Here is a 24,647-nt window from a genome sequence, read left to right on the forward strand (position 1 = left end):
CTAGAGACTATGAGCGAAAACCAGCACACCACCCCCGCATCGGAAAAGGGCCCCGCGTCGGCACAGGGCACCGCACAGGCACCTTCCCTGCCCGCACACCCCACTGACGCCCAGCGACCCCTGCTCACCGACGAGCAGCTCGCACACCTACCCGCCAACCACCCCCTGCGCGCAGGCACTACCGCCGACTCGCCCATGCTCCGCGCCCTCACCGGCCGCCCCTCCAGCCACCGACCCGTCTGGTTCATGCGCCAGGCAGGCCGCTCCCTACCCGAATACCGCCAGGTACGCGAAGGCATCCCCATGCTTGACGCATGCCTCACCCCCGAGCTCGCCGCAGAAATCACCGTGCAGCCCGTCCGCCGCCACAAGGTCGACGCCGGCATCTTCTTCTCCGACATCGTCATCCCCATGAAGCTCGCGGGCGTCAACGTCGACATCGTGCCCGGTAGGGGCCCGGTCCTCGACCAGCCCGTACGCACCCTCGACGAGGTGCGCGCCCTGCCCGAACTCAAAGACAGCGACCTCGACCCCATCCGCGAAGCCGTCGCCGCAACCGTCGAAATGCTCGGCGACACCCCGCTCATCGGCTTCGCTGGAGCCCCCTTCACCGTCGCCGCATACATGGTCGAAGGCGGCCCCTCCCGCGACCACCTGCGCCCGCGCACCATGATGCACGCCGACCCCGCCGCCTGGCACGAACTCGCCGAATGGGCAGCCCGCACCGCAGGCCAGTTCCTCCGTGCGCAGATCGAGGCGGGCGCATCCGCCGTGCAACTCTTTGATTCCTGGGCTGGTTCCCTCGGCGAAAGCGACTACCGCCGCTACGTGCAGGCGCACTCCGCAACTGCTCTCGATATGGTGCGCGAATACGGCGTGCCGCGCATCCACTTCGGCACCGGCACCACCGCCCTGCTGCCCGCCATGCACGAAGCCGGCGCAGACGTCATCGGCGTGGACTACCGCCTGCCGCTCTCGGCAGCGAACACCCTGCTCAACGGCGCCGTACCCCTGCAGGGCAACATCGACCCGGCACTGCTCGCCGCAGGCAGCGAAAACCTCTACGCACACGTAGACGAGGTCCTCGCAGAAGGCAACGCCGCCCCCTCGCACGTGGTCAACCTCGGCCACGGCGTACCCCCGACCACCGACCCGCAGGTGCTCACCGACCTCGTGGCATATATCCACGAACGCACCGCGCAGGCATAGGATAAATAACGATAAATAGACAGCGCAGATGCTGGACACCCTCCGGCATCTGCACCGAACATCTGCACCCCGAACCAACCACCACACCCGTTACCGCAATGGGCAACTCCACTGCACGCAGACCAAAGGAGAACCACCATGGGCCACACCAACCAGGCACCGCACCGCACCGCACAGGTCAGTTCCTCCGCCGCGCCCCAGAACGCACGAGCTTTCACCCGCAACGAGAAGGCACCCACCGCCATCGTCATCGGCGGCGGCCCCTCCGGCCTGATCTCCGCACGCCGCCTCGCCGCAGCCGGTATGCGCGTCACCCTGCTCGAACAGCGTCACCACCTTGGCGGTGCCGTTGGTGCCCACGAAGTTGGCGGCCTTCTGCTGGACTCCGGCGCAGAATCCTTCGCAACCCGCAGCCCCATTGTCAGCGACCTCGTCAAGGAACTCGGCCTGGGCGACCAGATCGTCACCCCCAACTCCTACGGCTCCTGGCTGTACCTGCCGCAGGGCGCCCGCCGCACCCCCAGCACCGGCATCATGGGTATCCCCGGCAATGTGAACGATAAGTCGCTGATCCCCGTTATCGGTAAGAACGGTCTGCGCCGCGCCCAGGTGGACAAGTTCCTGCCCGTCTCCGCAGGCGAGAACGCGAAGACCCTCGGTGAGCTCGTGCGCATCCGCATGGGCCAGAAAGTGCTCGACAACCTCGTCGCACCCGTAGTCTCCGGCGTGTACTCCACCCACCCCGACAAGCTCGACGTGGACGCCACCATCCCCGGTCTGCGCGAAGCCTTCCGCAAGCACCGCTCCCTCTCCGCCGCAGCGCACGCTTTCCGTTCGGCAGCCCCCGCAGGCTCACAGGTCGCCGGTATCGTGGGCGGCATGAACCAGCTCTCCGAGCGTCTCGTCGAAGACCTGTACGCCGCCGGCGTTCGCATCGTCACCGGATTCGACGTCATCGCCGTTGACCGCGACGAATCCACCGGCCAGTGGTTCATCATCCAGCGCCACACCACCGACGGCGAAAACACCCCCCTCTACGCCGACTACCTGGTGCTCGCCACCGACGGCCCGACCGTGGCACGACTCATCGGACCGCACGTCTCCACCGCACTACCCGCCCTGGAACCCGGCCCCGAAGTCGCCCTCGTCACCCTCGTCGTTGATGCCCCCGCCCTGGACAAGCACCCCCGCGGCACCGGCCTGCTCGTCTCCGAAGAAGCCACCGCCGTACGCGCCAAGGCACTCACCCACGCCACCGCCAAATGGCAGTGGGTCGCCGAGGCAGCAGGCCCCGGACGCCACGTCGTGCGCCTCTCCTACGGCCGCGGCGGCGAAGACGCCCGCTTCTCAGAAGTGGCGCTCGCCGACGAACAGCTCATCACCCTCGCCCTGCGCGACGCCACCCGCATGATGGATGTAGCCCTCACCCGCAGCAACCTCGTTGACGCGGACGTCGTACGCTGGCGCGGCGTACTGCCCGCCTCCACCCCCGGCCACCGCGACCGAGTCAAGGAATTCCGTGAACGCGCTAGCGAACTCGGAACCCTCAGCACCGTCGGCTCCTGGGCGGCAGGCTCCGGCCTGGTCTTAACCGTCAAAGACACCTACGAGCAGATGGACCGCCTCATCTACCACGCGGCACAGGACTGGGAAGGCGTCACCGCACCCAAGGCCGCAACCGCCAAGTAGACGGCGCAGCGGCGGCAGAAGCTCAGCCAATAACTCAGCTCAGCCAGTAACTAGACCAAAAAATTGAGAAAACGCGCAGCTACGGAAGCCGCGCCTCCAGCACAGCGAACCCTCGCTGAAGAAAGGAACACACAATGTCTCACGATCACGCAGCACACGGCCACGGCGGCGCACACGGCGCAGGTCAGGGCGGCTACACCCACGCAGGCCACGGCTACGGCGGCGCACCCAAGGGCTACGCAGTCCAGCACTCCGCAGCTGACGAGAACCGCCGCGGCCGCGAAGAAGGCGAAACCCTGCACTACGCCCTGTACACCGTGTTCGCACGCTCCGGCGCACGCCCCGCAGAGTCCAACACCGACGAGGCACGCGCCGAATTCGAGCAGGTCGTTGAAGCACTGGCAGCAGACGGCGTGACCCTGCGCGGCATCTACGACGTCTCCGCAATGCGCGACAACGCAGACGTCATGATCTGGACCCACGGCGCAACCCCCGAAAAGCTGCAGGCAGCCGTCCGCAAGATCCGCCGCACCGCGCTCTTCGCAGGCACCACCATCGTCTGGTCCACCATGGGTGTACACCGCGAAGCAGAATTCACCCGCAACCATGCACCCGCCTACGCACGCGGCAAGGCACCCGAAGCATGGGTCTGCGTCTACCCCTTCGTACGCTCCTACGACTGGTACTACATGAACCCCGAACGCCGCGCAGAAATGCTCAAGAACCACGGCATGAAGGCAATCGACTTCCCGCAGATTCTGGCAAACACCGTCGCAACCTTCGGCATGAACGACTACGAGTGGGTTCTCGCCCTCGAAGCACCCGAACTCGTTGACCTCGTCGACATGATGCGCCACTTCCGCAACACCGAAGCACGCCTGCACGTGCGCGAGGAAACCCCCTTCTACACCGGCCGCCGCATCGGCGCAGACGAAGTAGCAGAGGTTCTGGCGTGAGCCATCAGCCGAACAACGGCGTAACCCTCAACGGCACGCTCCTGCCGGACGACGTGGTACCCAACCGCACCGACCCGGCGAACACCGCCTCCAACGGCCCCGCCGCGCTCAACGAGCAGATCCTCGGCGACTACCGAAGCGAACGCAGCATCACCCGTGAACGTGCCGAAGAGGCACGCCCCTACGACCTGGTGATTCTCTCCTCCTTCGGTGGCCCCGAGGGGCAGGAGGACGTCATCCCGTTCCTGCGCAACGTGACCGCTGGCCGCGGCATCCCGGATGAGCGCCTCGAAGAGGTCGCCACCCACTACCGCGCCAACGGCGGCGTCTCGCCGATTAACGAGCAGAACCGTGCCCTGCTCGCCGCGTTGCAGCAGGCGCTCGCTGAACGCGGCCCGCACATCCCGATCACCTGGGCGAACCGCAACTGGAAGCCCTACGTGAAGGACGTGCTCGCCGAAGCCTACGAGAACGGCCACCGCAACGTGCTCGTGCTGGCGACCAGCGCCTACCCCGGCTACTCGAGCTGCCGCCAGTACCGTGAGGACTACGGCATGGCGATCGAGCAGCTCGGCCTGGAAGGTCGCGTGCACGTGGGCAAGATCCGTCAGTTCTTTGACGTGCCCGGCTTCTCCCGCGCTTTCGCTGACGGGCTGAAGAACGGCCTCGCCACGGTGCGTGAGCAGCTTGCCGCACGCGATAGCGGTTCGTTGAACCCGCGCCTGCGCATCATGTTCTGCACCCACTCGGTGCCGACCTCCGCGGCGAACGAGGCAGGTCCGCGCGGCGTGAACTACGAGGGCGGCTCCGCCTACGTGGAGAAGCACCTGCAGGTCGCTCGCGCCGTGCTTTCGCTGGTTCGCGATGAGGCCCCGCAGCTTCTGCAGAACGTCGAATGGGAGCTGGTGTACCAGTCCCGTTCCGGCCCGCCGTCCATGCCGTGGCTGGAACCGGACGTCAACGACGCCCTGGAGGCGCTGCCCACCCCCGCCAACCCGGCGGAGGACGGCGAAGCCCCCGTGGAAGGCGTCGTGCTGGTGCCCCTCGGCTTCGTCTCCGACCACATGGAAGTCAAGTGGGACCTGGACACCGAGGCGCTGGACACCTGCGAACGCCTGGGCGTGGTCGCCGTGCGCACCCCCACCCCCGGCACGCATCCGGCGTACGTGGAGTCGCTGCGCCGCCTCATTGAGGAGCGCGTGGAGAACGGCGTTTCAGCCGACCTGCGCCCCGAACGTGAGAGCGTCCTCGCCCCGAGCGCGAGCGGTCAGTACGGCTGGTTCGACGAGTGCGAACCCGGCTGCTGCAAGCCCGGCCGAGGTGCCCCGAAGCCGGTCATCGCCGAATACGCAGCCGATGCTGACGGCGCTGAGGACAGCGCTTCTGAGAACGCACCCGCCAGCCGCTCCGGTGGATGCGGCTCCGGCGGATGCTGCTCCCACTAACACCACCTCTGTAGCTCCGGCTCGCCCCAACGCCCCATAACCGGGGTGAGCGGGGCGGGTCGGAGCCGCACTGCCTACAAGCCACACACTTACAGGCAAGACACGCCTACGGGCTATCACACACATCACCGACAAGGAGAGATATGAGCCATCACGAGTACATCTTGGGCACCCGCGGGTCCGCCCTCGCCCTGACCCAAAGCCGTATCGCCGCCGAAACCGTCACCGCCCTCTACACCGAACATCAGGGGCACCACGGTACCGCAGATGCCGCGGAGGTCGTGGACTTCATCCTGCGCACCGTCAAGACCGAAGGCGACGTGCTCACCGGACCCCTGGCAACCCTCGGCGGCACCGGCGTTTTCGCCGCGGCACTGCGCCAGCGTCTGCTCGACGGCGAGAACGCCTCCGAAGAAAACCGCGTGGACATGGCAGTACACTCCCTCAAGGACCTGCCCTCCGCACCCTGCCCCGGCCTGGTCATCGCCGCAACCCTCAAACGTGAAGACCCCCGCGACGCCCTCGTGGCACGCGACGGCCTGACCATCGACACCCTGCCGGAAGGCTCCCGCGTGGGCACCGGCTCACCCCGCCGCGCCGCTCAGCTGCGTGCACTGCGACCCGACCTTGAAATCGTGGACATTCGCGGTAACGTGGGCACCCGCATCGGCCGCGTCAAGGGCCTGGAAGAGCACGCCGGCAAGCAGGTCGTACTCCGCCAGAACGCTGAAACCTCCGAACGCGCCGACCACGGCGTAGGCACCGAACGCAGCGGCGACTGCGACGCCGTGGTGCTCGCCGTCTCCGGCCTCAAGCGCCTAGGCAAGGAAGAACTCATCACCGAGTACCTTGACCCCACCCGCATGCTGCCCGCCCCCGGCCAGGGCGCGCTCGCCCTGGAAGTGCGCGAAAGCGAGTTCGAGAACCCGGACCCCGCCGTGCTGTCCGACGCCGAGGTGGCGCGCCCGGTGCGTGCCCTCGGCCGCGCCCTGCTTGCCGCGAACCACCACGAAACCCGCCTCGCCGTCAGCGCAGAGCGTGCCCTGCTGCGCCGTCTCGAAGCCGGATGCGCCGCACCCATCGGCGCGTACGCGCAGGTGGTTGAGGGCGACCTGGTGCTTAGCGTTGTGGTGGCGTCCCCGGACGGCACCGACATGCTGCGACACACCTCCGCAACCGCCGAACTAGATGTGCCCGGCGCCGAACGCCTGGGCGTGCGCGTGGCAGAAGACCTGCTGCAGATGGGTGCCGCCGCCCTTGCCGGTTTGGACCTGAAGTAGGGGTCATGTCTGCCGCTAGCCCGCAAGCTGAGTCCGCGCAAGCTGAGTCACCGGAAATTGATACCCCGCGCACGGTTCTGCTGACCCGCTCCGCCGCCCAGGGCGCCGCCTTCGCACGCGCCCTCACAGAGGAATGTGCCCAGAACCGCCTGGGGGAGTGCCGAGTACTCTTCGCATCCCTACAGCAGGCACGCACCGTCAAGCCGGGCGCAGAACACGCCGCCGCGCTGGAGGCGCTCGCCTCCGGTCGCTACGCGTGGGTGAGCTTCACGAGCGCCAACACGGTTCGCGCCTGCGCCGAGCTGTGGGGTGCGGAGTTTGCCCGCGCCTGCGCGAGCGGGGGAGTGCGCGTCGCCTGCGTGGGTGCGGCAACCGCCCGCGCCGTGCATAGTCAACTGGGGCTGGACACGGATTTTCAGCCGCAAGTGCAGAGTGCCGTGGGTATGCTCGCGGAGTTTGAAAAGCCTGCAACCGAGCCCGCCGCCGTGCTGGTTCTGGAAGGCTCCAACGCCCGCCCGACCCTGCGCGAAGGCCTCAAAAACCTGGGCTGGGACAGCCGCCGCTGCGTGCTCTACGACATGGTGCCCGCCGAGCAGGTAGCACCCGGCGAGCTGAGCCTCAGCACCGCCCGCGCGCTCGTACAGGGGAATGCCGTAGATGCCGCCGCCCCGGAAACCCCCTCGCCGGATGTGCTGGTGGTGACCGCCCCCTCCCGCCTGCACGCCCTACTCGACGGCGCACCCGCGCTATCGCCTGAATCTGTGCCGCCGGTGGTGGCAATTGGGGCGAGTACCGCCTCCGCATGCCGCGCCCTGAACCTGCGCTACGTGCAGGCTGACTCACCGTCACCGCAGGATTTGGCGCGCGCCGCCGCGTCCCTCATGTAGGCGCATCCCTCATCTAAGACCTCATATTATTTCGCAAGAATTTTCAGGAGAAATCATGAACCTCACCCGCCGCCCGCGCCGCCTGCGCACCACCGCAGCTATGCGCTCCCTCGTCGCTGAGACCACCCTGCGCCCCGCGCAGCTGATTCAGGTGTTCTTCGTTCGCGACGGCATCGACGAGCCGCAGCCGATTCGTTCGATGCCCGGTCAGTACCAGCACACCCTGGAGAGCATCATTCCCGCCGTGCGTGAGGCCTACGAGGCGGGCATCCGTTGCATTGACCTGTTCGGTATTCCCCGCGATGAGGATAAGGACGAGGTCGGCTCGACCGCCTGGGATCCGCAGGGCATCCTGAACCGCGCGATTGCCGTGTGCCGTGAGGAATTCGGCGACGACCTGGTGGTCATGGCTGACACCTGCCTGGACGAGTTCACGAGCCACGGCCACTGCGGCGTGCTGGTCGATGACGGCCACGGCACCCTCGTGGTGGATAACGATCAGACTGTGGAGCTGTACTGCAAGATGGCGGTTTCGCAGGCGCGTGCGGGTGCGCACACGGTGTCCCCGTCGGGCATGATGGACGGCCAGATCGCGGCGATGCGTGCCGCCCTGGACGAGGCAGGCTTTGAGGATGTGTCGATTCTGGCGTATTCGGCGAAGTACGCTTCGGCGTTCTTCGGGCCGTTCCGTGACGCGGTAGAGTCGACCTTCAAGGGCGACCGTAAGACCTACCAGCAGGATCCGGCGAACCGCCGCGAGTCGCTGCTGGAGGTGCGTGCTGACCTGGAGGAGGGCGCGGATATGGTGATGGTGAAGCCTGCCGGTAGCTACCTGGATATTGTGCGTGAGGTGGCGGAGTTTTCGCCGGTGCCGGTGGCGGCGTATCAGGTGTCGGGTGAGTACGCGATGATTGAGGCTGCTGCGGCGAACGGCTGGATTGACCGTAAGGCTGTGGCGCTGGAGTCGCTGCGCTCGATTCATCGTGCCGGTGCGGATGTCATCCTGACCTATTACGGTACCGAGGCGGCAGGCTGGCTACGCGAGCTGGACGCCTAAATCCCCTTCTAGACGCTGAGAAGCCACATGCTGTACGAGCAGCATGTGGCTTCTCGCCATTTAAACCCATAACTTTATCAGCTAAGGGAAGAAGAAAGAAATATTTTTAATAAAAAAAATTTCACAATAACTGACAATATTCTGTATTTATGTAGAGAAAATATAATTCTTTGACTGGGTGATGATACCCGGATGTAGATTAGAATATTTATATAATGGGTGCAATATTCTAAAATAGGCAGTTAGGGTCATCATTATATGAAATTTCTGGAGACCATCTTTTGATTTGCAGAGTAGTATTTTGGGCAGTCTGGAATCGGATGTAATTATTAGATAATAAGTCTTTTGGTATTTTGTTAACTACAAAAGCCACCGACGATTTCGACCTTGTGACAGCTAGATACAATAATGAAGCAGACTTATCTCCAAGGTATTTTTTGTCGAATATAAATTTTTCTATCGATTCAGAGGCCAAGATTGCTAGCCTTTCGAACTCCTTTCCCTTGACTTCAAAGAAAGACGCAGGTTCTAGGTCATCAAACTCTTTTCTTGAGCCTCTGTTATACCTAACGATATAGGGTTCATATTTTTCAATGTATTTCCCTAGATTATCTGCAGATAAATAGAATAGTCCAGTATGATCTAATGTTGAGTTTTTGTCCGAGATAGTATTTGTAAATTTTTCATCTGGCTTAAAAATTGAGTCAGAAAAAGTGGCTATGCTTTGAGGGAATCGGTATGTTGTATCAAATTTTTTGGTTTCTAGATTTTGTTGTTTTTTAAACCAAGATTTTGAGAATTGAAAATCCGAAATATCCTCATTGTCTGATGGTTTTGTGTCTTCTCTTAATCCTATCTGGCGAATATCTCCGTACAAAAGTATTTTGCATCCATTCTGCTGATTTAGTAAAAGTCCAAGTATTTTCAGTCCCTCGTTGCTCATTAACTGCACATCGTCGATTATTATATACTGAAACATTTTACTGAGGTTAACTATAGAATTCGGGAATTCTGATATGATATGCAAGGTGATAATTTCAATATATAAGTATTTAACTTTTCCCTCTGGCGTGAAAGCATTGTCCTTAAAATTATAATAATTAAGGTCATGCTTTCCTGTTCTAAATTCATCTTTTTCTGCCTCTGTGGGATAATCTATGCCAGAAATCATATGCTCCAGGAATATGGCTGGGCTATAAGGTCTTATTATGCAATCAACAAGGAATCTGTGCCAGCTTTTAATTGGAGGGTCTTCTTGAGGGCGCAAGTCATCTAAATTAAACATATTTAGGATTTCCCGGCCACCATCCTTAGAGCAATGGATTATAGATATTTCATCGTAAGATTTATAATTTTTTGTAAAATTAGCAATATCTGTAGTTTTACCTGACCCAGCAGGGCCATGAAAAAATTTATGCATGCGGTTCCCCTGTTTTAGACAAGTTTTGTAAATCATTTATTGCATCCTTAATGTACTTTGGGGGGTTTAAGGTAGGCATTTCAGATAATTTTAATGCTGTATCTGTTTTGGATGCTTTCATATTTTCTGGTGTGTATTCTGCGGCGGTGAGGATGTCTCGATTGACTTTATAAATCTGATCCTCAAGAGTCACCCCATCATTCTTCTTACCTACATACATACTTCTCAGACCTTTCTTTAGGTATTCTTTAATTTTGTTTTCCCAATGGTTTACATTCTTACCGTCGTTATCCCGGAGTGCAAACAGCTGCCGATTTACTATATGAGCAAGCTCAAAACATCTAGCAAAAGAAACTCCACGAATGGACATCACATCAATTCCTTGAGATTCAGGGGAATTTCCAGTCATATCTGTGAACATTTTATTGAATATAATTTCATCGCTTGGTCCTTCGACAATAATAATTTTGTCTGCGAGAATAAGTCGAAGTGTATCAAATCCAGACACCTTCTTAAAAAATTGAATAGTATCTTTTTTGAGGTTTTCAAAAACCTGAGTATTATCTCCATTAATGAGTATAAATTTATCAAGGCCTAGACGATTTAAAACAAAAGGACTATGGGTTGTAATAAATACTTGCCGTTCAATAGTCGTTTCTTCTATAATCGTCAAAAATTCTCGCAAATGAGTATGTGATAGATGATTTTCAGGTTCTTCAATAAATATATATTCATTTTTATTGGATGGATTATTTAGGAGAAGTCTTACTTTTGCAATTACCTGAGAGCCTTGACCGGCCATGGAGAACGGTAAATTATCAATGCTTGGTGCTATGACGGAGTTCCAAGTACTTGCCCCTGACTCCATAATCTGAAGTTGGACTATGCCCTTTTTTGACGTGCTAGGAGGTAAATTTTTTGATACTCTTTTGTTAATTTCAGTCAAAGCGCTGCTAGTAAGGGAATAATGGAGTCTGCGATATTCTAAAGCTATTTCATTTTTATCCTGAAAACTAAGGTTTTCATCTACGACCTGTTTTGTGTATTGGTCAAGCCCTTTGGAGGAGTGTATCGAACTTGAATCAATACTTAAAATTTTTTGCAATTTTACTCCGCCAACAGAACGTCCGCTAAAGCCGCGCCAACTCATTGAATAGTATTCAGTGGGGATTACGGGTGGGATTTCTTTATCTTTTGAAAAATATTCTTTTATTTCTTGTTCGTAGTCTTTATTGAATTTAATTGTTAAGGAAATTCCTGTGGACTCTTCTTGTTTAATATTGTGCATCCCGGATAAAATTTGGTCAGCCCCATTAGGTGTATCGAAGTGTACTTCTATATATATTGAAGGAAGAGTCTGAAGTGCATCATTAATTTCTTTAGAATTTAATTCATCAAAGAATTCTTGGACTCCCTCTGCATTGAACCAGTATGGATTGGGAGTGTCCTGTACCCTTGCTGAGCCAGATTTTTTTTCAATGCATAATTTAATTGCTTCTAGTAGGGTAGATTTTCCTGAGTCATTGGCTCCGACAAGGATATTTATCCTTTCATTAGGGATGAAAGAAAAATCTTTAAATTTTTTATATCCGTTAATGTGTACTTTAGTAATCAAGGTGGCTCCTTTGCGACTAATCGTTATGCGAAAGATCTGGTGAATTTTTTGTTTTAGTTTAAAAAGTGTTACTAGATTGATAAATTATTTATATCCGGAATAGATTTTATCATGTTTTTGTTCTAAAAATGTGAGGCGGACGCCTAACCCCTCCCCTCATTTAATGCCGAGAAGCCACATGTGGCTTCTCGCCGTTTTATGCTTGTTCTTCGCTGACTGGCTTGTACCCGAGGGAGGTGCACACAACGTTGCCGTTGGTGAAGTATTCCGCGAGTTTCTCCCGGTCGGCGGGGGAGCGCAGGTCCGCCCAGCGTTCCTGCTCAAGGCAGAACGCGACCTGGGAGGTCAGGCAGACGACCCGCTCATCGTGCACCGCCACAATGTGCCTGCGCAGCCACGGCATGCGCTGAGCGAGGTTCGGCGGGATTTTGGACGGCACCTTGATTTCTATCTGCCATTGCGAGGGCTCGTAGAAGGTCGGCTTGATTTGTTCAGGGTTCTTCGGGAAGACACAGAACTCCTCAATGTCGGGGTAACTGTACTTCTTCGCGGGCAGGAAAAGCCGCCCAACGTAGAACGAATCGGGGTTGAACAGCAGGTAGACCTTCAAATAATGCCAACGCAACGCTAACGCCGCTGAGGCAGTAACCGCCAGCATGATTGAGGCGCTACCAATAGGCATTGGCGGGGTGTACAAAATCGTCCAGCCGACCAGGGAGTAGATGAAGACGATAATCGCCAGCACCAGCGCCACCACCACGGTCACGCAGAGCCCCAGGTAGAGTCTAGGCGTCGAACGCACCGGTTTGGCTTGGGGATGTGCGTCCTGCGGAGCAAAGAACGCGTCAATACGGTTCAGCATTTCGCCCAGGACTTGGGGCATACCCGCGGTGTGGTTATCGAGGTTGAAGTAGCGGGAGCTACGCCAAATGAAGCGGCTCCAGCACGCACCCAGATAAACCATGTAGAACGGCAACACTAGTGCCGGTAGCAGGATGCCGTCACGGGCAATGTCCTTGTACAGCAGAAAGATGGACCGCGCGATAATGCAAGCCCACACGTACATGACGGCGTGCATCCACGCCTCAAACTTGGATACGCCAGAAATGCGATCGAGTTCTTTCCTGGCGCGGGTGAGGTTGGAACGCAGCTTATGTTTGGGGAGCGGGTCGCCGTCCAGGGAGTGGCGTTCGGCGTACCTCATCGCTTTGTCTACGGGGGAGCCTTTGTAGAAAACGTGCAGCCGTCTCGCTTCTTCCTTGCTCATGGTTGAGGAGTAGGCGATATCGACTGCTACGCACACCACCAGATACAGCAGGAAGGCGATGAGCCATATGTAGCGCAACGGCTCTAGGGGTATCCCCAAAGCGCTTAGCTCCATGAGTTGTCCTCTCTACGGGTATCGGTGATGGTGTGTCTACGATGCTGAGAAGCCACATGAGTTTCGAAAAGCAACATAAAACGTGGCTTCTCGAAACACATGTGGCTTCTCGCGGTATAAGAGCGGTTAAGAGCAGTCCGCCTACTTGTACTGCGCCTTCTGGAAGGACGCGCGGCGTGCCGCCTCCTCCGCATGCTTACCGGCAGGCTTGTACCCCATGGTCGTGCAGATTACGCGGCCGTCCACGAAGTACTTCGCCAACATTTCGCGGTCCGCCGGCGAATCCAGCTGCGCCCAGCGTCCCTGCTCAATATTGAACGCAATCTGCGCCACCAAACAATCAATCTGGTGCTCATTCAGCGAATAGTCGTGCTTGCGGCCGCCGGGGAGCAGAATCTCCAGCGTCCACTGGCTCGCGTCCTTCGGGTTCAGCTTGATAGCGTCCGGGTTCTTCGGGTACACACGGAATGCGCGAACCTCAGAGTAGGGGCGGGACTTCGCCGGAAGGAGCAGACGCCCAGCCTGGAACGAATCCGGGTTGTACAGCACGTAATCGCGGCTACGCATCAGCAATATGATAATCAGCAGAACGCCCGCCGCCAGCAAGAACCAAGACGCGTTACCAATATAAATCGCTTCCCAATCCTCACCGATGCTCCAGCCCGCCAACGAAACCAGGAAGACCGAGGCGAGCAGGAACGCAATACCGTTGAGCACCCAGTAGACGGTGCGGTCGTCACGAATCGGCTCCACGCCCGGCACGGTGCCGCGCACACGGAACGGGGCGCTCAGCTTACCCAGCGTCGCCGAGTAGATGCGCGGCATGCCCAGCACACGGTCGTCTTTGCTGTATCCGCGAACTGCACGCCACTGACGGCGGCCAATACGCGCACCCAGGTACACCATGAGGAACGGCAGAAGCAACGCCGGCAGCACAACGCCGTCGTACACAATATCCCAGTACAGGGTGAAAATGGAGACCGCCACAATCCAGCCCCACAGGTACATGACCGTGTGGAACCAGCCGCCAAACACGCCGGCGCCCTCAATGGAATCCAGCTTCTTCTTCGCCTTCTTCGTGGCGCTACCCTTGCGGGAGGAGCTCAGCGGCGCACCCATCGCGGTGCGTTCCGCGGTGGCGCGGCGCGCCTCATCAACGGGCGAACCGGATACCTCAAGGTACAGTTCGGCTGCCTTCTCCTTCTTGATGGGCACCGGGTAGGCGATATCCACCAGCAGGCACAAGCCCAGGTACACCATGAAGGCGATCAGCCACACGTCGCGTAGCTGCTCCATAGGCAGTCCCAGAGCGCTCAAATCCATGAGCGGCTCACCTCCTTACTTCCCCCGGACTCTACGCGGAAGCAGCCGCAGCGGCTGCAGCCGGAAGAGCCGAGATGATACGGTCCATCGCCTCATCATTGTGGGCGGCAGAAACGAACCACGCCTCGAACGCGCTCGGCGGCAGGTACACGCCGGATTCGAGCATGGAGTGGAAGAACGCGTTGTAGCGGCTGGTTGCCGAGGCCTTGATGTCGGCGTAGTTGTGCACGCCCTCCTGAGAGGTGCCGAACGCGACCGAGAAGAGGTTACCGGCGTTCTGGATGGAGTGGTCCACACCGGCGGCGTTGAACGCCTCGGTCAGCGCCTGCTGCAGCTGGGCGCTGCGCGAATCCAGGTGCGCGTAGACGGCGGAGTCAGCCAGGGTCAGGGTCGTAATGCCCGCCGCGACGGACAGCGGGTTACCGGAGAGGGTACCCGCCTGGTAGACCGGGCCGACCGGCGCCAGGTGCTCCATGACCTCACGCTTACCCGCCAGCGCCGCGATGGGCATACCGCCACCAATGACCTTGCCGAACGTGAAAATATCGGGAACCCAGCCGCCATCCTCGGGAGCCGCGTAACCCCAGTAACCAGCCGAAGACACACGGAAACCGGTCAGCACCTCATCAAAAATCACGAGCGCACCGTTCGCGTGCGCAATCTCGTGCAGGCCACGGTTGAAACCGGGCTCGGGGGTGACAACACCCATGTTGCAGGGCGCCGCCTCAGTAATAATCGCGGCAATCTGACCCTCGTGGTTCGCGAACGCCTCACGCACAGCGTCCAGGTCGTTATAGGGCAGAACGATGGTCTCCGCGGCGGTTGCGGCAGTCACGCCAGCCGAACCCGGCAGCGCCAGGGTAGCCACACCCGAACCAGCCTCAGAGAGCAGAGCATCCACGTGACCGTGGTAGCAGCCCGCAAACTTAATAATCTTGTCGCGACCGGTCACACCGCGCGCCAGACGAATCGCAGTCATGGTCGCCTCAGTACCGGTGGACACCATACGCACCTGATCAATCGCGCCAGGAATCACCGCGTTAATACGGTTGACCACCAGCTCAGCCAGCTCAGCCTCCGGCGCGCTCGCCGCACCAAAGGACAGGCCGCGCTCAGCCGCCTGCTGAACCGCCTCAACCACCTGCGGATGCGCGTGACCCAGAATCGACGGGCCCCACGAGCAGACCAGGTCAACGTACTCGTTGCCGTCCGCATCGTACAGGTACGCGCCCTTAGCCTTCGCCGCAAACGCAGGAGTGCCGCCCACAGAATTGAAGGCGCGCACCGGGGAATTCACGCCGCCGGGAATCACCGCGCGAGAACGCTCAAACAGCTTCTCGCTGGCTTCGTGGTGCAGCGGGTGAGTAGAAGAGGAAGTCATCGTATCGGTGCCTTTCAAACGAGACGGCGAACTAAAGAATTACAAGGGACGACGCACGGCAGGCGACAGAGCCCGCACGTTACTAACGTCCCGTACCCTAACCATCATAGGCGCTACAGATGAACCGCAGGTGACAAGCACCTGAACGTACCGAAAGGTGACGATAAAACACAACAGACAAGTTAGAGAACAGAGAGGATGCGCAACGCGCTAACGCAGGTGCCGGTCAGTATCCAGGCGGTTGAGCACCTGAGTGTCCTGATCGAACAGCCAGTTCTTATCAAAGAGCAGACGCACAAACGCCAGGCCCATACCCAACGCCATGAAAATCAGCAGGGACTGCACGAAACCGCTCGCCGCCGAGTACATGTCACCGCTGGCAAAATGCGACATTGAACGGTAGAACGGAACACCCGGAACCATCGTCACCACCGCCGGAACCGACAGGGAAATACGCGTGTACTTACGCTGATGCAGCGGCGCCACAATCTCAGCCAAAATACCCACACCAAACACGGCAATCGTCGCTGCCATATGCGCGGGCATGCCCGCCTCCACCATATGAATACGGACGGGGTTCGCCACCGCAGCAATCACGCCACCCCACACACACGCCACCGGGGAAGCGGCAAAAAGCATCGCGAAGCCAGCCGCCGCAACACCCGAGGAAAGCACCTGCAACACCAAATACAGGGTCGGATCCAGGTTAAGAGGCGCAGGAGCCGCCAACGGCAGGTGGAAGAGCGAACCCAAAACCCACACCGCAAACGACGCACTCAGCAACAACAAACCCACATAGGTTAGACGCGAAATACCCGCCAAAAAGTCCATGCGGGAAATATCGAGCATACCCGTCACCATCGGGAAACCGGGCACCAAGAACAGTACCGACGAAATAAAACCAATCATATGGTTCGGGCTAATCCAACCCGCCGCGACCAGCACATTAACAAGCGCAATGTACAGGCCCGCCGCCAGGAAGCCGCACGCCATCCACGTTGCCAAATGGCTCACCCCGCGCTTGAGCAGAGTCGAACGCAAAAACTGGCCGGCACCCGCCGCGAAGAACACCACCGTGCACTCCACCAGACCGCCACGGTTCAGGAACGCGAACCCGGCACACGCCACCGCCGACGCCAGCGCCAACATCCAGCGGGTGTACAGAGGCTTCGCCGAATCAATAAGGTCCAGCTCGGCGTTCGCCTCCGCCGGAGTAATCTTTTCAGGAAGCTCAGAAATGAACTTACCCAACTGATCCAGCTTATGAGCGTTAATGCCCATGGTGCGCTGCTCGGCCACTTCGGTGCGGAAGTTACCCTCCGTGTACGAAGAGGTCGAAATCTCGGTGAAGGTCACCTGCGCGTGGTGCTCCTTCAGACCCACAGCCTTTGCCAAACGCGCCATCGACGCCTTAATACGGTATGCGCTCGCACCCGACTTCATCAGGATGCGGCCCAGGCGGAGCACCACCTGCGACTGCGCCACCAGGTGCTCATGAGCCAGACGGGTAGACCCCAGATAAATACTGCGCGTATTAGTGTCAGGGTACGGCTCGGTAGTGCGGGGCTGATCATCCATGAGAGGCCTTCCGGGTCGTGCTATTCACGTGCTATTCGTGTAGGTGCGGTTACCTTCTAGCATAGGGGAGAAGCCCCTGCGGGGATAGTGTCAGCCCGTCAGTAAAGGAGAGGTGTTTGGGGATGCTGCCTAGGTTTTTAGCGGCGCAGTTTTATCGGCGCACCGGCCAGCGGCCGTCAATGACCTCAGATTCCTTACCCGGCTGCGTTCGCAACCACGCCTGGAAGCTCGCCGCCTGCTCCGCCGCCCACTGAATCTGCTGCTCGTGCAGCTGGCGCGCATCCACGTTGAGAACCTCGGGGAACTGCTCGGTCAGCTTCACCAGCAGACGCTCCGCCGCCAGGGCATCATCAGCGGACGTGTGCGCATTCTCCAGGGAGACACCGTACTCGGCGGCAAGAACCTCAAGGGTGCGCTTGCCGCGCTTACGCGGAATCACGTGCTTATGCAGAACATACGGGTCGAGCACCACACCCGGCGGCAGCTCGCCGTTGGCAATATTGTGGCGCAGCATCTCGTGGTGCAGCACCGAAAAATCGTAGGCGGCATTGAACGCAATAATCGGCACACCATCAATATTGAGCGCACCAATCGCGCCGGCAAGCTCCCACACGACCTCACGGGCGGGACGGCCATGCTCACGCGCGTACTCAGTCGTAATACCGTGCACGGCGGCGGCACCGGCAGGAATCTCAACGCCGGGGTCAGCCAGCCACTCGCCACGGCGCACCACATTACCCTGAGGGTCCAGCAGGATCAGGGAAGCAGTCACGATGCGGGCGGTGGTGACGTCCACACCGGTGGTTTCAAGGTCAAAAGTGGCGCGCAGGCCGTTCATCCAGGTCATGCTATAAGACTAACCCAGCGGCGGTGCAGGCGCGCGCCCGGTGGTCACGCGGCTAAACCATAGTTAGAGGAGAGGTCGTTGTCGTAGATATCGGCTACGTTTTTAGCTGTAACGAACCTGAATCAGAACAGATTCTTGGTAGAACCCATAAAATATTTGTATTCATTTTGAGACTGGAAGACAGGGCTAGAGGGTGAATATAAGAGAATAACAGTGAAATATCATGTAGCATAGGGATGTTATATCCTTTAGTCACTCATCTTCTGGAACGTGAAGGTTCCATCTCTAACACTTATACTAAATCTTCATTTTATAGTATTTTTAAATATGAATTTATGCAGTTATTTCAAGGAGGAAGTTGTGAAATATTTTATTGAGAATATGGGGCCCATCCGATATGCTGAATATTCTCTTGATTCATTCAATGTTGTGTGTGGAATGAATAATACTGGAAAGACGTATATTACATATAGTTTATTTGGTTTCCTGAGTGGGTGGGAGGAAATCTTTGAATCTATGCTACACCACCCTGAAGTAGAGAAAACCCCAATTAATTTAAATGATCTTATAGAGTCTGAAGAATTAAAAATTGATTTGAATCTCTACTATGGAGAGTTATCGGATGGAGTAACAATTCTTCAGGACGTTTTGAATAATCTATGTGATGTTTATTCAAAAAACTTGGGTGCTATATATGCGGCCGAAGAATCAAAATTTGCCAACAGCTCTCTATCTATTCAAATAGATGAAGTAGATGTTAAGAAAATCTTTGATTCGGAGTGGAGCTTTACCGTCGGTATTCCTACCTCTCTGAATAATGAAAATAGCGGCGTTCAATTTATGCCTGTTCTTGTTGAAAAAAGGAAGAGTGATTTCGGTGTTTATTTTAACTTTGGAGACATCTCGGGTGCCGGATTACCGATCCTTTCCAATTATGAAAAAAAATTAATTGATGCGTTTAATAGAAGTATGTCATATATGATTGTTCAACATGTCCTTCGTGCACTTTTTCCTCGTCCATATATTTCAAGTGCCGAGAGGACTGGTATTGTGACTTTCAGGGAGGATTTAGTTTTCGCTCGACAAAAATTTGTTACTTCAATAGTTTCAAAAGCAAAAAATCGCGGTAATAGCAGAAATAGAGTTTTGTTTGACTCCTTGTTTAATGACGATGAATTGGTTGACCCTAAATATGATTTTGAATACGCTTCTGGGGTTCAAGCTAATATTGATTTTATGACCAAGATTGGAACTGTAGTGAAAAAGAATAGCTACATTAAGCAAGAACATGAAAATATTCTTCAATATTTTTTGAAGATTAGTGAGGGTGAGTATAAATATTCTGGTTCATCTATTGGTTATTTTTCATCTAGAATGCCGCGTAAAAAGTTTGGTATTGATGAAGTTTCCAGCTCGGTCAGGGCACTGGCAGATTTGTGGTTATTTCTCCGATACTACGCTCAAGAGGGGGATTTGCTGATTATCGATGAGCCCGAATTGAATTTACATCCCAAGAACCAACGTTTTATGGCGCGCCTGCTGGCTATGATTTCACGAGCTGGTATTAATGTTCTTATTACAACTCATAGCGAGTATATTCTTCGAGAGTTGAACTATCTAATTCACCTGCGTTCCGTGTGGGGTAAGATGGATCATGATAATGATCTTGTCGCAGAGTATGACCAATCCATGTTGCTTAATTATAAAGAAGTGAATGTTTGTGTTACGGGAATTAATGGTGTCCTTGTTCCAGGAAATAAGAGGAAGACTAAAGTTAATACTCTATTCAAGGTTGAAACTAATGAGTATGGAATTAAAATGGATTCATTTAACGATGTGATAGATGAAATGAATAAATTGGAAGATTATATCTACTGGGGATTGGAATGATTACTCTATTTGAAAATCTTTTCGATAGAGGGGTAATTAATTTGCCAAGTGGTGCTGATGGCATTTTTTTTCTTAAGGAGCCAGCACGTCCGGATTACCCTGGATATACTCTTCGGATTAGAGGTATATCGAAAAGGGCATATATGATTGGGATAGACGAACACTTTAATGTGGATTCTATTTTTGGAAGTTGTCATTCGCAGGCAAAACGCCCCGACTATCTAATTATTGACCCCGATAATTCCGTTGCTTGCGTTATTGAACTAAAAGGAACGGGTAGCTGGAACACTCTGAGGCGCCCCGATATTGTAAGCCAACTGAAGGGGGGAGAGGCGTTCCTGAAATATTGTGAGATTTTAATTAAAACTTTTGTTTCGGGTAAAAGTGATGACTCTTGCGGCTCTCCGTGTCGATGGTGTGATAAGGAATATGAATCTCATGGATATAAAATTCGATATGTTTGCATTTATGGTCTTGGTGCTCCCAATCGTATAAATGGCAAAAATAAATATGTGGGTGCCGGGGCTCCTAAGCGAAGAGTTGGACCTCCTCGAAATAGGAATGTTAAGTCTAATAATATTGAAAATACTCCGGATAATTTTGCAAAGTTTGGTCCTGCAGACCTCCTCTTGAGCAGTGATTCTGAGTGCGTGGAGATTTATTGGACCAAAGTTTTGTATGGAGATAACAACTAGAGGACTCTCGAGAGGAGAATAATGACGGGCGGCGGGGCGTACCCGCCGCCCACCCGATAGACTGAAACCATGACAACCCAACTTCTCACCGGCATCCCCGGAACCGGTAAAACCCACCACCTCACCGAACGCGCCCTGCGCTACCTCGCCGACGGGAACGACCCCGCCCGCCTGCTCATCCTCGCACCCACCCGCACCGCCGCGACCCGCATGCGAGACACCATCGCCGCATCCAGCGACCGAAGCCTCTCCGTAGCGCCCACCCGCGCCTGGGCCGCATACGCCTTCGACCTGCTCAAACGAGCCCAAACCCGGGGGCTACTCAGCGGTGTAGAAGGCAACCTCAAACTCCTCTCCGGCCCCGAACAAGACGTCATCATCGGCGAACTACTCGCCAACCACGCCGAAGGCATCGCACCAGGACCCGCCTGGCCCGACGTACTCCGCGACGCCCTCGCAACCCGCGGATTCCGCCACGAAATCCGCGACTTCTTCGACCGCATGGCAGAATACGACCTCACCGCCGAGGATGTACACGCCCTCGCCACCGAACACAACCAGCCCGCCTGGCACGCCCTCGCCCAACTGCACACCGAATACCGTGCCGTGCGAGCCCTCCGCGCCAAAAACGCCTACGACCCGGCAGTACTCATCAACGACGCCTGCCGGCTACTGCTGCGCGCCCCCGAATTCCTCGCCGAAGAACGCCGCCGCTACGACCTGATCCTCATCGACGACGTGCAGGAACTCAGCCCCTCCATCTACCGACTGCTACGCCTCATCGCCGCAGAAGTCGCCCCCGCAGACGCCGCGCACCTGACCGAAACCCACCCCGACCTCTTCGCTGAAGGCCCCCAAGTTGTCATGACCTACAGCGACGAAGCCGTCGTCCAGGGCTTCCGAGGCGCCCGCCCCGACCTCGTCACCACCCTGCAGGCAAGCTTCCCTAGCATGCGCACCCGCACGCTCACCACCTCATACCGCCTGCCCGCACTCATGATGCCGCTCGTGGCGGACATTCGCCGCCGCCTGCCGCGCTACACCCGATTCGTGCCGCTCACCGCCGAACAGGAAAGGGCGAAGAACGGCGCGCAGGAGGGGTCGAAGAACGGTGTACTGGAAGGGGTAAAGAACGGTGCGCCCGCAACCTTTGGACGCATCAACACCACCCCCGCCGACGAAGCCCTCACCTGGGGCGCCGCCGACGAACCGCTGTTGCACCTGGGCGCCGACGGCAAAATCCTCGACCCCGCACACTACCGCACCGCACCCGCCGGCGTGTATAAGTATGCGCTCTCTAGCTCTCAGGACGAGGCGAACCTCATCGCCCAAATGCTGCTCGAAGAACGCATCTACGGCAACCACCCCTACCGCGAGTCCGCCATCATCGTGCGTAACGGTGCGGACGTGGCGCGCATCCGCCGAGTGCTCTCCTCGAACGGTATTCCGTCGCGCACCTCCGCGGCGCTCGTGCCGGTGCGCGACGAACCCGCCGTGCGCCCCTTCCTCGATGCGCTCAGCCTGCTCGTCTACGCCCGCAAGCGCGGCGAGAAGGCGCTGAACCCCGCCGTGCACATGCCTGCTGGAGAAGGTACAGAGGTGGGGGAACACGGCGGTTACGAAACCCTCAGCGCCACCGAAGCTGAAGAGCTCATGCGCCGAAGCCTCAACGACGTCATCGCCGAAGAAAGCCGCGCCAACCCCCTCGGCGGCGCGCAGAGCGCCATCACCCTGCTCACCTCCCGACTCGGTGGCGCATCCAGCATGGACGTGCGACGACTCCGCCAGCAGCTGCGCTCCATCGAACTGCAAAGCGGCGGCCACCGACCCAGCGACGACCTGCTCCTCGGCGCCCTGCTACACCCCGAAACCCTCCCCGAAGAGGGCGTAGGGCGCGCCGTGCACCGCATCGCCGCCGTGCTTTCCGCGGGACGCAAGGCACTCGCGCGCCCCGAATCCACCAGCACCGAAGTGCTCTGGGCACTCTGGGAAGCCAGCGGCCTCGAAAAGGTCTGGGTCGCCCAGACGCGTAACGCAGGCCCCGACGCCGATGCCGCCCACCGCAACCTTGACGCCATGGTCGGCCTCTTCGAAGCCGCCGACCGCTTCGACGAGCAGATGCGCGGCGCCGGTGCCGAACAGTTCCTCGACTTCATCGACGCGCAGGACCTGCCCATGGACACCCTCGCCGCCCGCGGCGTACGCCAAGACGCGGTCGAAATTCTCACCCCCGCGCTTGCCGCCGGTCAGTCCTGGCGCACCGTATATGTATGCGGTCTGCAGGAAGGCACCTGGCCCAACACCACCGTGCGCGGCTCCCTGCTGGCTACCGGCGACCTCGTGGACCTGTGCGATGCGCGCATCCGCCAGCGCGCACAGCAGCAAGCGGGGGAACAGCCGGTGCCGCCCGCCCGCATCCGCAGCTACCCCGAACGCGTGCGCGACACCCGCCACGACGAGCTACGCATGTTCGCCGTTGCCGCCACCCGAGCCAGCACCCGCCTCGTGCTCACCGCCGTACGCAACGACGATCAGGCACCCGGCGAGTTCTTCGACTTCGTGCTACCCACCGACGCGGTCGGCGAGTCCACGGACGTGCCCATCACCCGCGTGCGCCGCCCCGCGACCCTGCGTTCCCTCGTGGCGGAGCTTCGCCGCACCCTCGTTGAGGAATCGATGAACGCGATGCGTGCCGAAGACGCCCAGCAGGAGGACACACAGCAGAACGGCGCGCAGATGCACAACGCACCGGAGGAAGATACGCTCACCCCGGAGGCTTCCGCGTACCGACTCGACGCAGCCTCCCGCACTCTGGCGCGCCTGGCGAACGCCCAGGCACCCGGCGCCGCACCCGACGAGTGGTGGGGTCTGCTGCCGCTTTCTAGCACGGAGCTGCTCTTTGCGCACCGCCCGGCAGATCACGCTGAGCTGGACGAAAACCGCGGTGAAGACGGCGAAGAACAGGCTGAAAACCCTCCCGAAAACCCTCCCGAAAACCCTGGCCGCCGCACGATTACGCTTTCGCCCTCACGCCTGGAAACCATCCACAGCTCCCCGCTGGACTGGCTGGTTTCCGCCGCCCGTGCCGAGGCCCAGACCGACCTGTCCCGCTCCCTCGGTACGCTCGTTCACGCCATCGCCGAGGAGTACCCGACCGGCACTCTCGAAGAGCTCCAAACCGCCCTCGACGAGCGCATTAGCTCCCTCGGCGTGCCCGCCCGCAAGGAGGACGAAACCGACGAAAAGTACCGCGAGCGCGTGCCCTGGGAATCCTACGCCCTCTACGAGCGCGCCAAGCGCATGATTCTGCGCCTGAGCTACTACTACCGTCAGCACATGGGTGACGCCGGCTGGCAGAACCTCGGTGTTGAAGGCTCCTTCGCGGTGCGTGTGCCCGTACCCTTCGACCCCGCCGGTGAGGTTGGCGAGCTGGATGCGCTGCTCACCGGTCGTGTGGACCGTCTCGAGGGTACCGCCCCGGCGGAGGACGGCACCCGCCGCTACGCCATTGTTGACCTGAAAACAGGTAAGTCTAAGCCGACCGGCTCGGAGATGGAGACGCATCCGCAGCTTGCCGCCTACCAGATCGCAGTGGAGGCTGGCGCGGGTGAGCAGCTGGAGGAGCGTTACCGTGCCGAAGCCGCCGCCCTGGAGGCGGGCGAACCGCTACCGGATGCCCGCCCCCAGGAGCTGGAGTACACCGGCTACACGGGTCATTCTGCAGGCGCGGCGCTCGTGCAGTTGGGCGCCTCGGGCGTGAACGACGAGAGCAAGACTCGCCTGCAGGTTCAGCCGGCCCTGACGGAGCACGATTCGTGGGCGGCTGAGCTGGTGCAGCACGCCGCGGAGCTGATTGCTGGCTCGCAGGTGCAGGCTCGTCACCGTGAGGGCGGCTATGGGTGCCGTCTGCCGGAGATCTGCCCGATTTGTACGCGCGGCCGTCAGGTGACGCAGCCCTAGTAGCCGCGTACCCTACGTTTACTTTTGATATCAC

At 58.1% G+C, this 24,647-nt stretch carries 17 protein-coding genes; 10 read left to right on the top strand and 7 right to left on the bottom strand.

Annotated elements, in window-relative coordinates:
- The first annotated feature begins 9 nt into the window (after positions 1-9).
- The 7 genes from hemE (at position 10) to hemB (ending at position 8,523) form a co-directional block, all read left to right on the top strand.
- Positions 10-1,209 carry a uroporphyrinogen decarboxylase gene (hemE, locus tag HMPREF2894_RS00875; protein ID WP_070677424.1) on the top strand — a complete coding sequence of 400 codons (1,200 nt, stop codon included), beginning with the start codon at positions 10-12 and terminating at the stop codon, positions 1,207-1,209.
- 138 nt (positions 1,210-1,347) lie between these two features.
- The gene (gene hemG / locus HMPREF2894_RS00880; RefSeq protein ID WP_049337884.1) at positions 1,348-2,898 is read left to right on the top strand and encodes a protoporphyrinogen oxidase; all 1,551 of its coding nucleotides are present in this window, start codon (positions 1,348-1,350) and stop codon (positions 2,896-2,898) included.
- 134 nt (positions 2,899-3,032) lie between these two features.
- The gene (hemQ, locus tag HMPREF2894_RS00885) at positions 3,033-3,854 is read left to right on the top strand and encodes a hydrogen peroxide-dependent heme synthase (RefSeq protein ID WP_070677426.1); all 822 of its coding nucleotides are present in this window, start codon (positions 3,033-3,035) and stop codon (positions 3,852-3,854) included.
- Complete coding sequence (locus tag HMPREF2894_RS00890) at positions 3,851-5,299, top strand: ferrochelatase (RefSeq protein ID WP_070677429.1); 1,449 nt, start codon at positions 3,851-3,853, stop codon at positions 5,297-5,299. The genes hemQ and HMPREF2894_RS00890 overlap by 4 nt, the downstream gene beginning before the upstream one ends.
- Positions 5,300-5,442: 143 nt before the next feature.
- On the top strand, positions 5,443-6,579 hold the full coding sequence (locus tag HMPREF2894_RS00895; RefSeq protein ID WP_070677432.1) for a hydroxymethylbilane synthase: 1,137 nt from the start codon (positions 5,443-5,445) through the stop codon (positions 6,577-6,579).
- A 5-nt stretch (positions 6,580-6,584) separates the two neighbouring features.
- Positions 6,585-7,466 (top strand): uroporphyrinogen-III synthase, encoded by an 882-nt coding sequence (locus HMPREF2894_RS00900; RefSeq protein ID WP_083309896.1) that lies wholly within the window; start codon positions 6,585-6,587, stop codon positions 7,464-7,466.
- A gap of 55 nt (positions 7,467-7,521) precedes the next feature.
- The gene (gene hemB, locus HMPREF2894_RS00905; protein ID WP_070677434.1) at positions 7,522-8,523 is read left to right on the top strand and encodes a porphobilinogen synthase; all 1,002 of its coding nucleotides are present in this window, start codon (positions 7,522-7,524) and stop codon (positions 8,521-8,523) included.
- Positions 8,524-8,752: 229 nt separating this feature from the next.
- On the opposite strand, the gene HMPREF2894_RS00910 is transcribed toward hemB, so the two are convergent.
- The 7 genes from HMPREF2894_RS00910 to HMPREF2894_RS00940 form a co-directional block, all read right to left on the bottom strand.
- Positions 8,753-9,943, bottom strand: coding sequence for a hypothetical protein (locus HMPREF2894_RS00910; RefSeq protein ID WP_168165464.1), 1,191 nt, complete (start codon positions 9,941-9,943; stop codon positions 8,753-8,755).
- Entirely contained in the window at positions 9,936-11,558 is a 1,623-nt protein-coding gene (locus HMPREF2894_RS08890) for an ATP-dependent nuclease (RefSeq protein ID WP_168165465.1), read from the bottom strand. The genes HMPREF2894_RS00910 and HMPREF2894_RS08890 overlap by 8 nt, the downstream gene beginning before the upstream one ends.
- Before the next feature lie 196 nt (positions 11,559-11,754).
- A complete protein-coding gene (locus tag HMPREF2894_RS00920; protein ID WP_246826992.1) occupies positions 11,755-12,924 on the bottom strand; it encodes a transcriptional regulator in 1,170 nt (389 codons plus the stop codon).
- 156 nt (positions 12,925-13,080) lie between these two features.
- Entirely contained in the window at positions 13,081-14,262 is a 1,182-nt protein-coding gene (locus tag HMPREF2894_RS00925) for a sugar dehydrogenase (RefSeq protein WP_070677442.1), read from the bottom strand.
- A gap of 31 nt (positions 14,263-14,293) precedes the next feature.
- The gene (gene hemL, locus HMPREF2894_RS00930) at positions 14,294-15,643 is read right to left on the bottom strand and encodes a glutamate-1-semialdehyde 2,1-aminomutase (protein WP_070677444.1); all 1,350 of its coding nucleotides are present in this window, start codon (positions 15,641-15,643) and stop codon (positions 14,294-14,296) included.
- 210 nt (positions 15,644-15,853) lie between these two features.
- Positions 15,854-17,221, bottom strand: a complete 1,368-nt coding sequence (locus HMPREF2894_RS00935) for a threonine/serine exporter family protein (RefSeq protein ID WP_049327652.1) — start codon at positions 17,219-17,221, stop codon at positions 15,854-15,856.
- Positions 17,222-17,372: 151 nt separating this feature from the next.
- On the bottom strand, positions 17,373-18,068 hold the full coding sequence (locus tag HMPREF2894_RS00940; RefSeq protein WP_049353292.1) for a 3'-5' exonuclease: 696 nt from the start codon (positions 18,066-18,068) through the stop codon (positions 17,373-17,375).
- Positions 18,069-18,428: 360 nt separating this feature from the next.
- Between HMPREF2894_RS00940 and HMPREF2894_RS00945 the strand changes: the two genes are divergently transcribed.
- The 3 genes from HMPREF2894_RS00945 to HMPREF2894_RS00950 all read left to right on the top strand — a co-directional run bounded on the left by HMPREF2894_RS00945 (position 18,429) and on the right by HMPREF2894_RS00950 (position 24,613).
- Positions 18,429-19,958, top strand: a complete 1,530-nt coding sequence (locus tag HMPREF2894_RS00945) for an AAA family ATPase (RefSeq protein WP_070677446.1) — start codon at positions 18,429-18,431, stop codon at positions 19,956-19,958.
- On the top strand, positions 19,955-20,653 hold the full coding sequence (locus tag HMPREF2894_RS08990) for a hypothetical protein (RefSeq protein WP_141754518.1): 699 nt from the start codon (positions 19,955-19,957) through the stop codon (positions 20,651-20,653). The genes HMPREF2894_RS00945 and HMPREF2894_RS08990 overlap by 4 nt, the downstream gene beginning before the upstream one ends.
- A gap of 69 nt (positions 20,654-20,722) precedes the next feature.
- On the top strand, positions 20,723-24,613 hold the full coding sequence (locus HMPREF2894_RS00950; protein WP_070677448.1) for a UrvD/REP family ATP-dependent DNA helicase: 3,891 nt from the start codon (positions 20,723-20,725) through the stop codon (positions 24,611-24,613).
- Positions 24,614-24,647: the final 34 nt, after the last annotated feature.

Source organism: Rothia sp. HMSC066G02, from assembly GCF_001813145.1.
Classification (GTDB): domain Bacteria; phylum Actinomycetota; class Actinomycetes; order Actinomycetales; family Micrococcaceae; genus Rothia.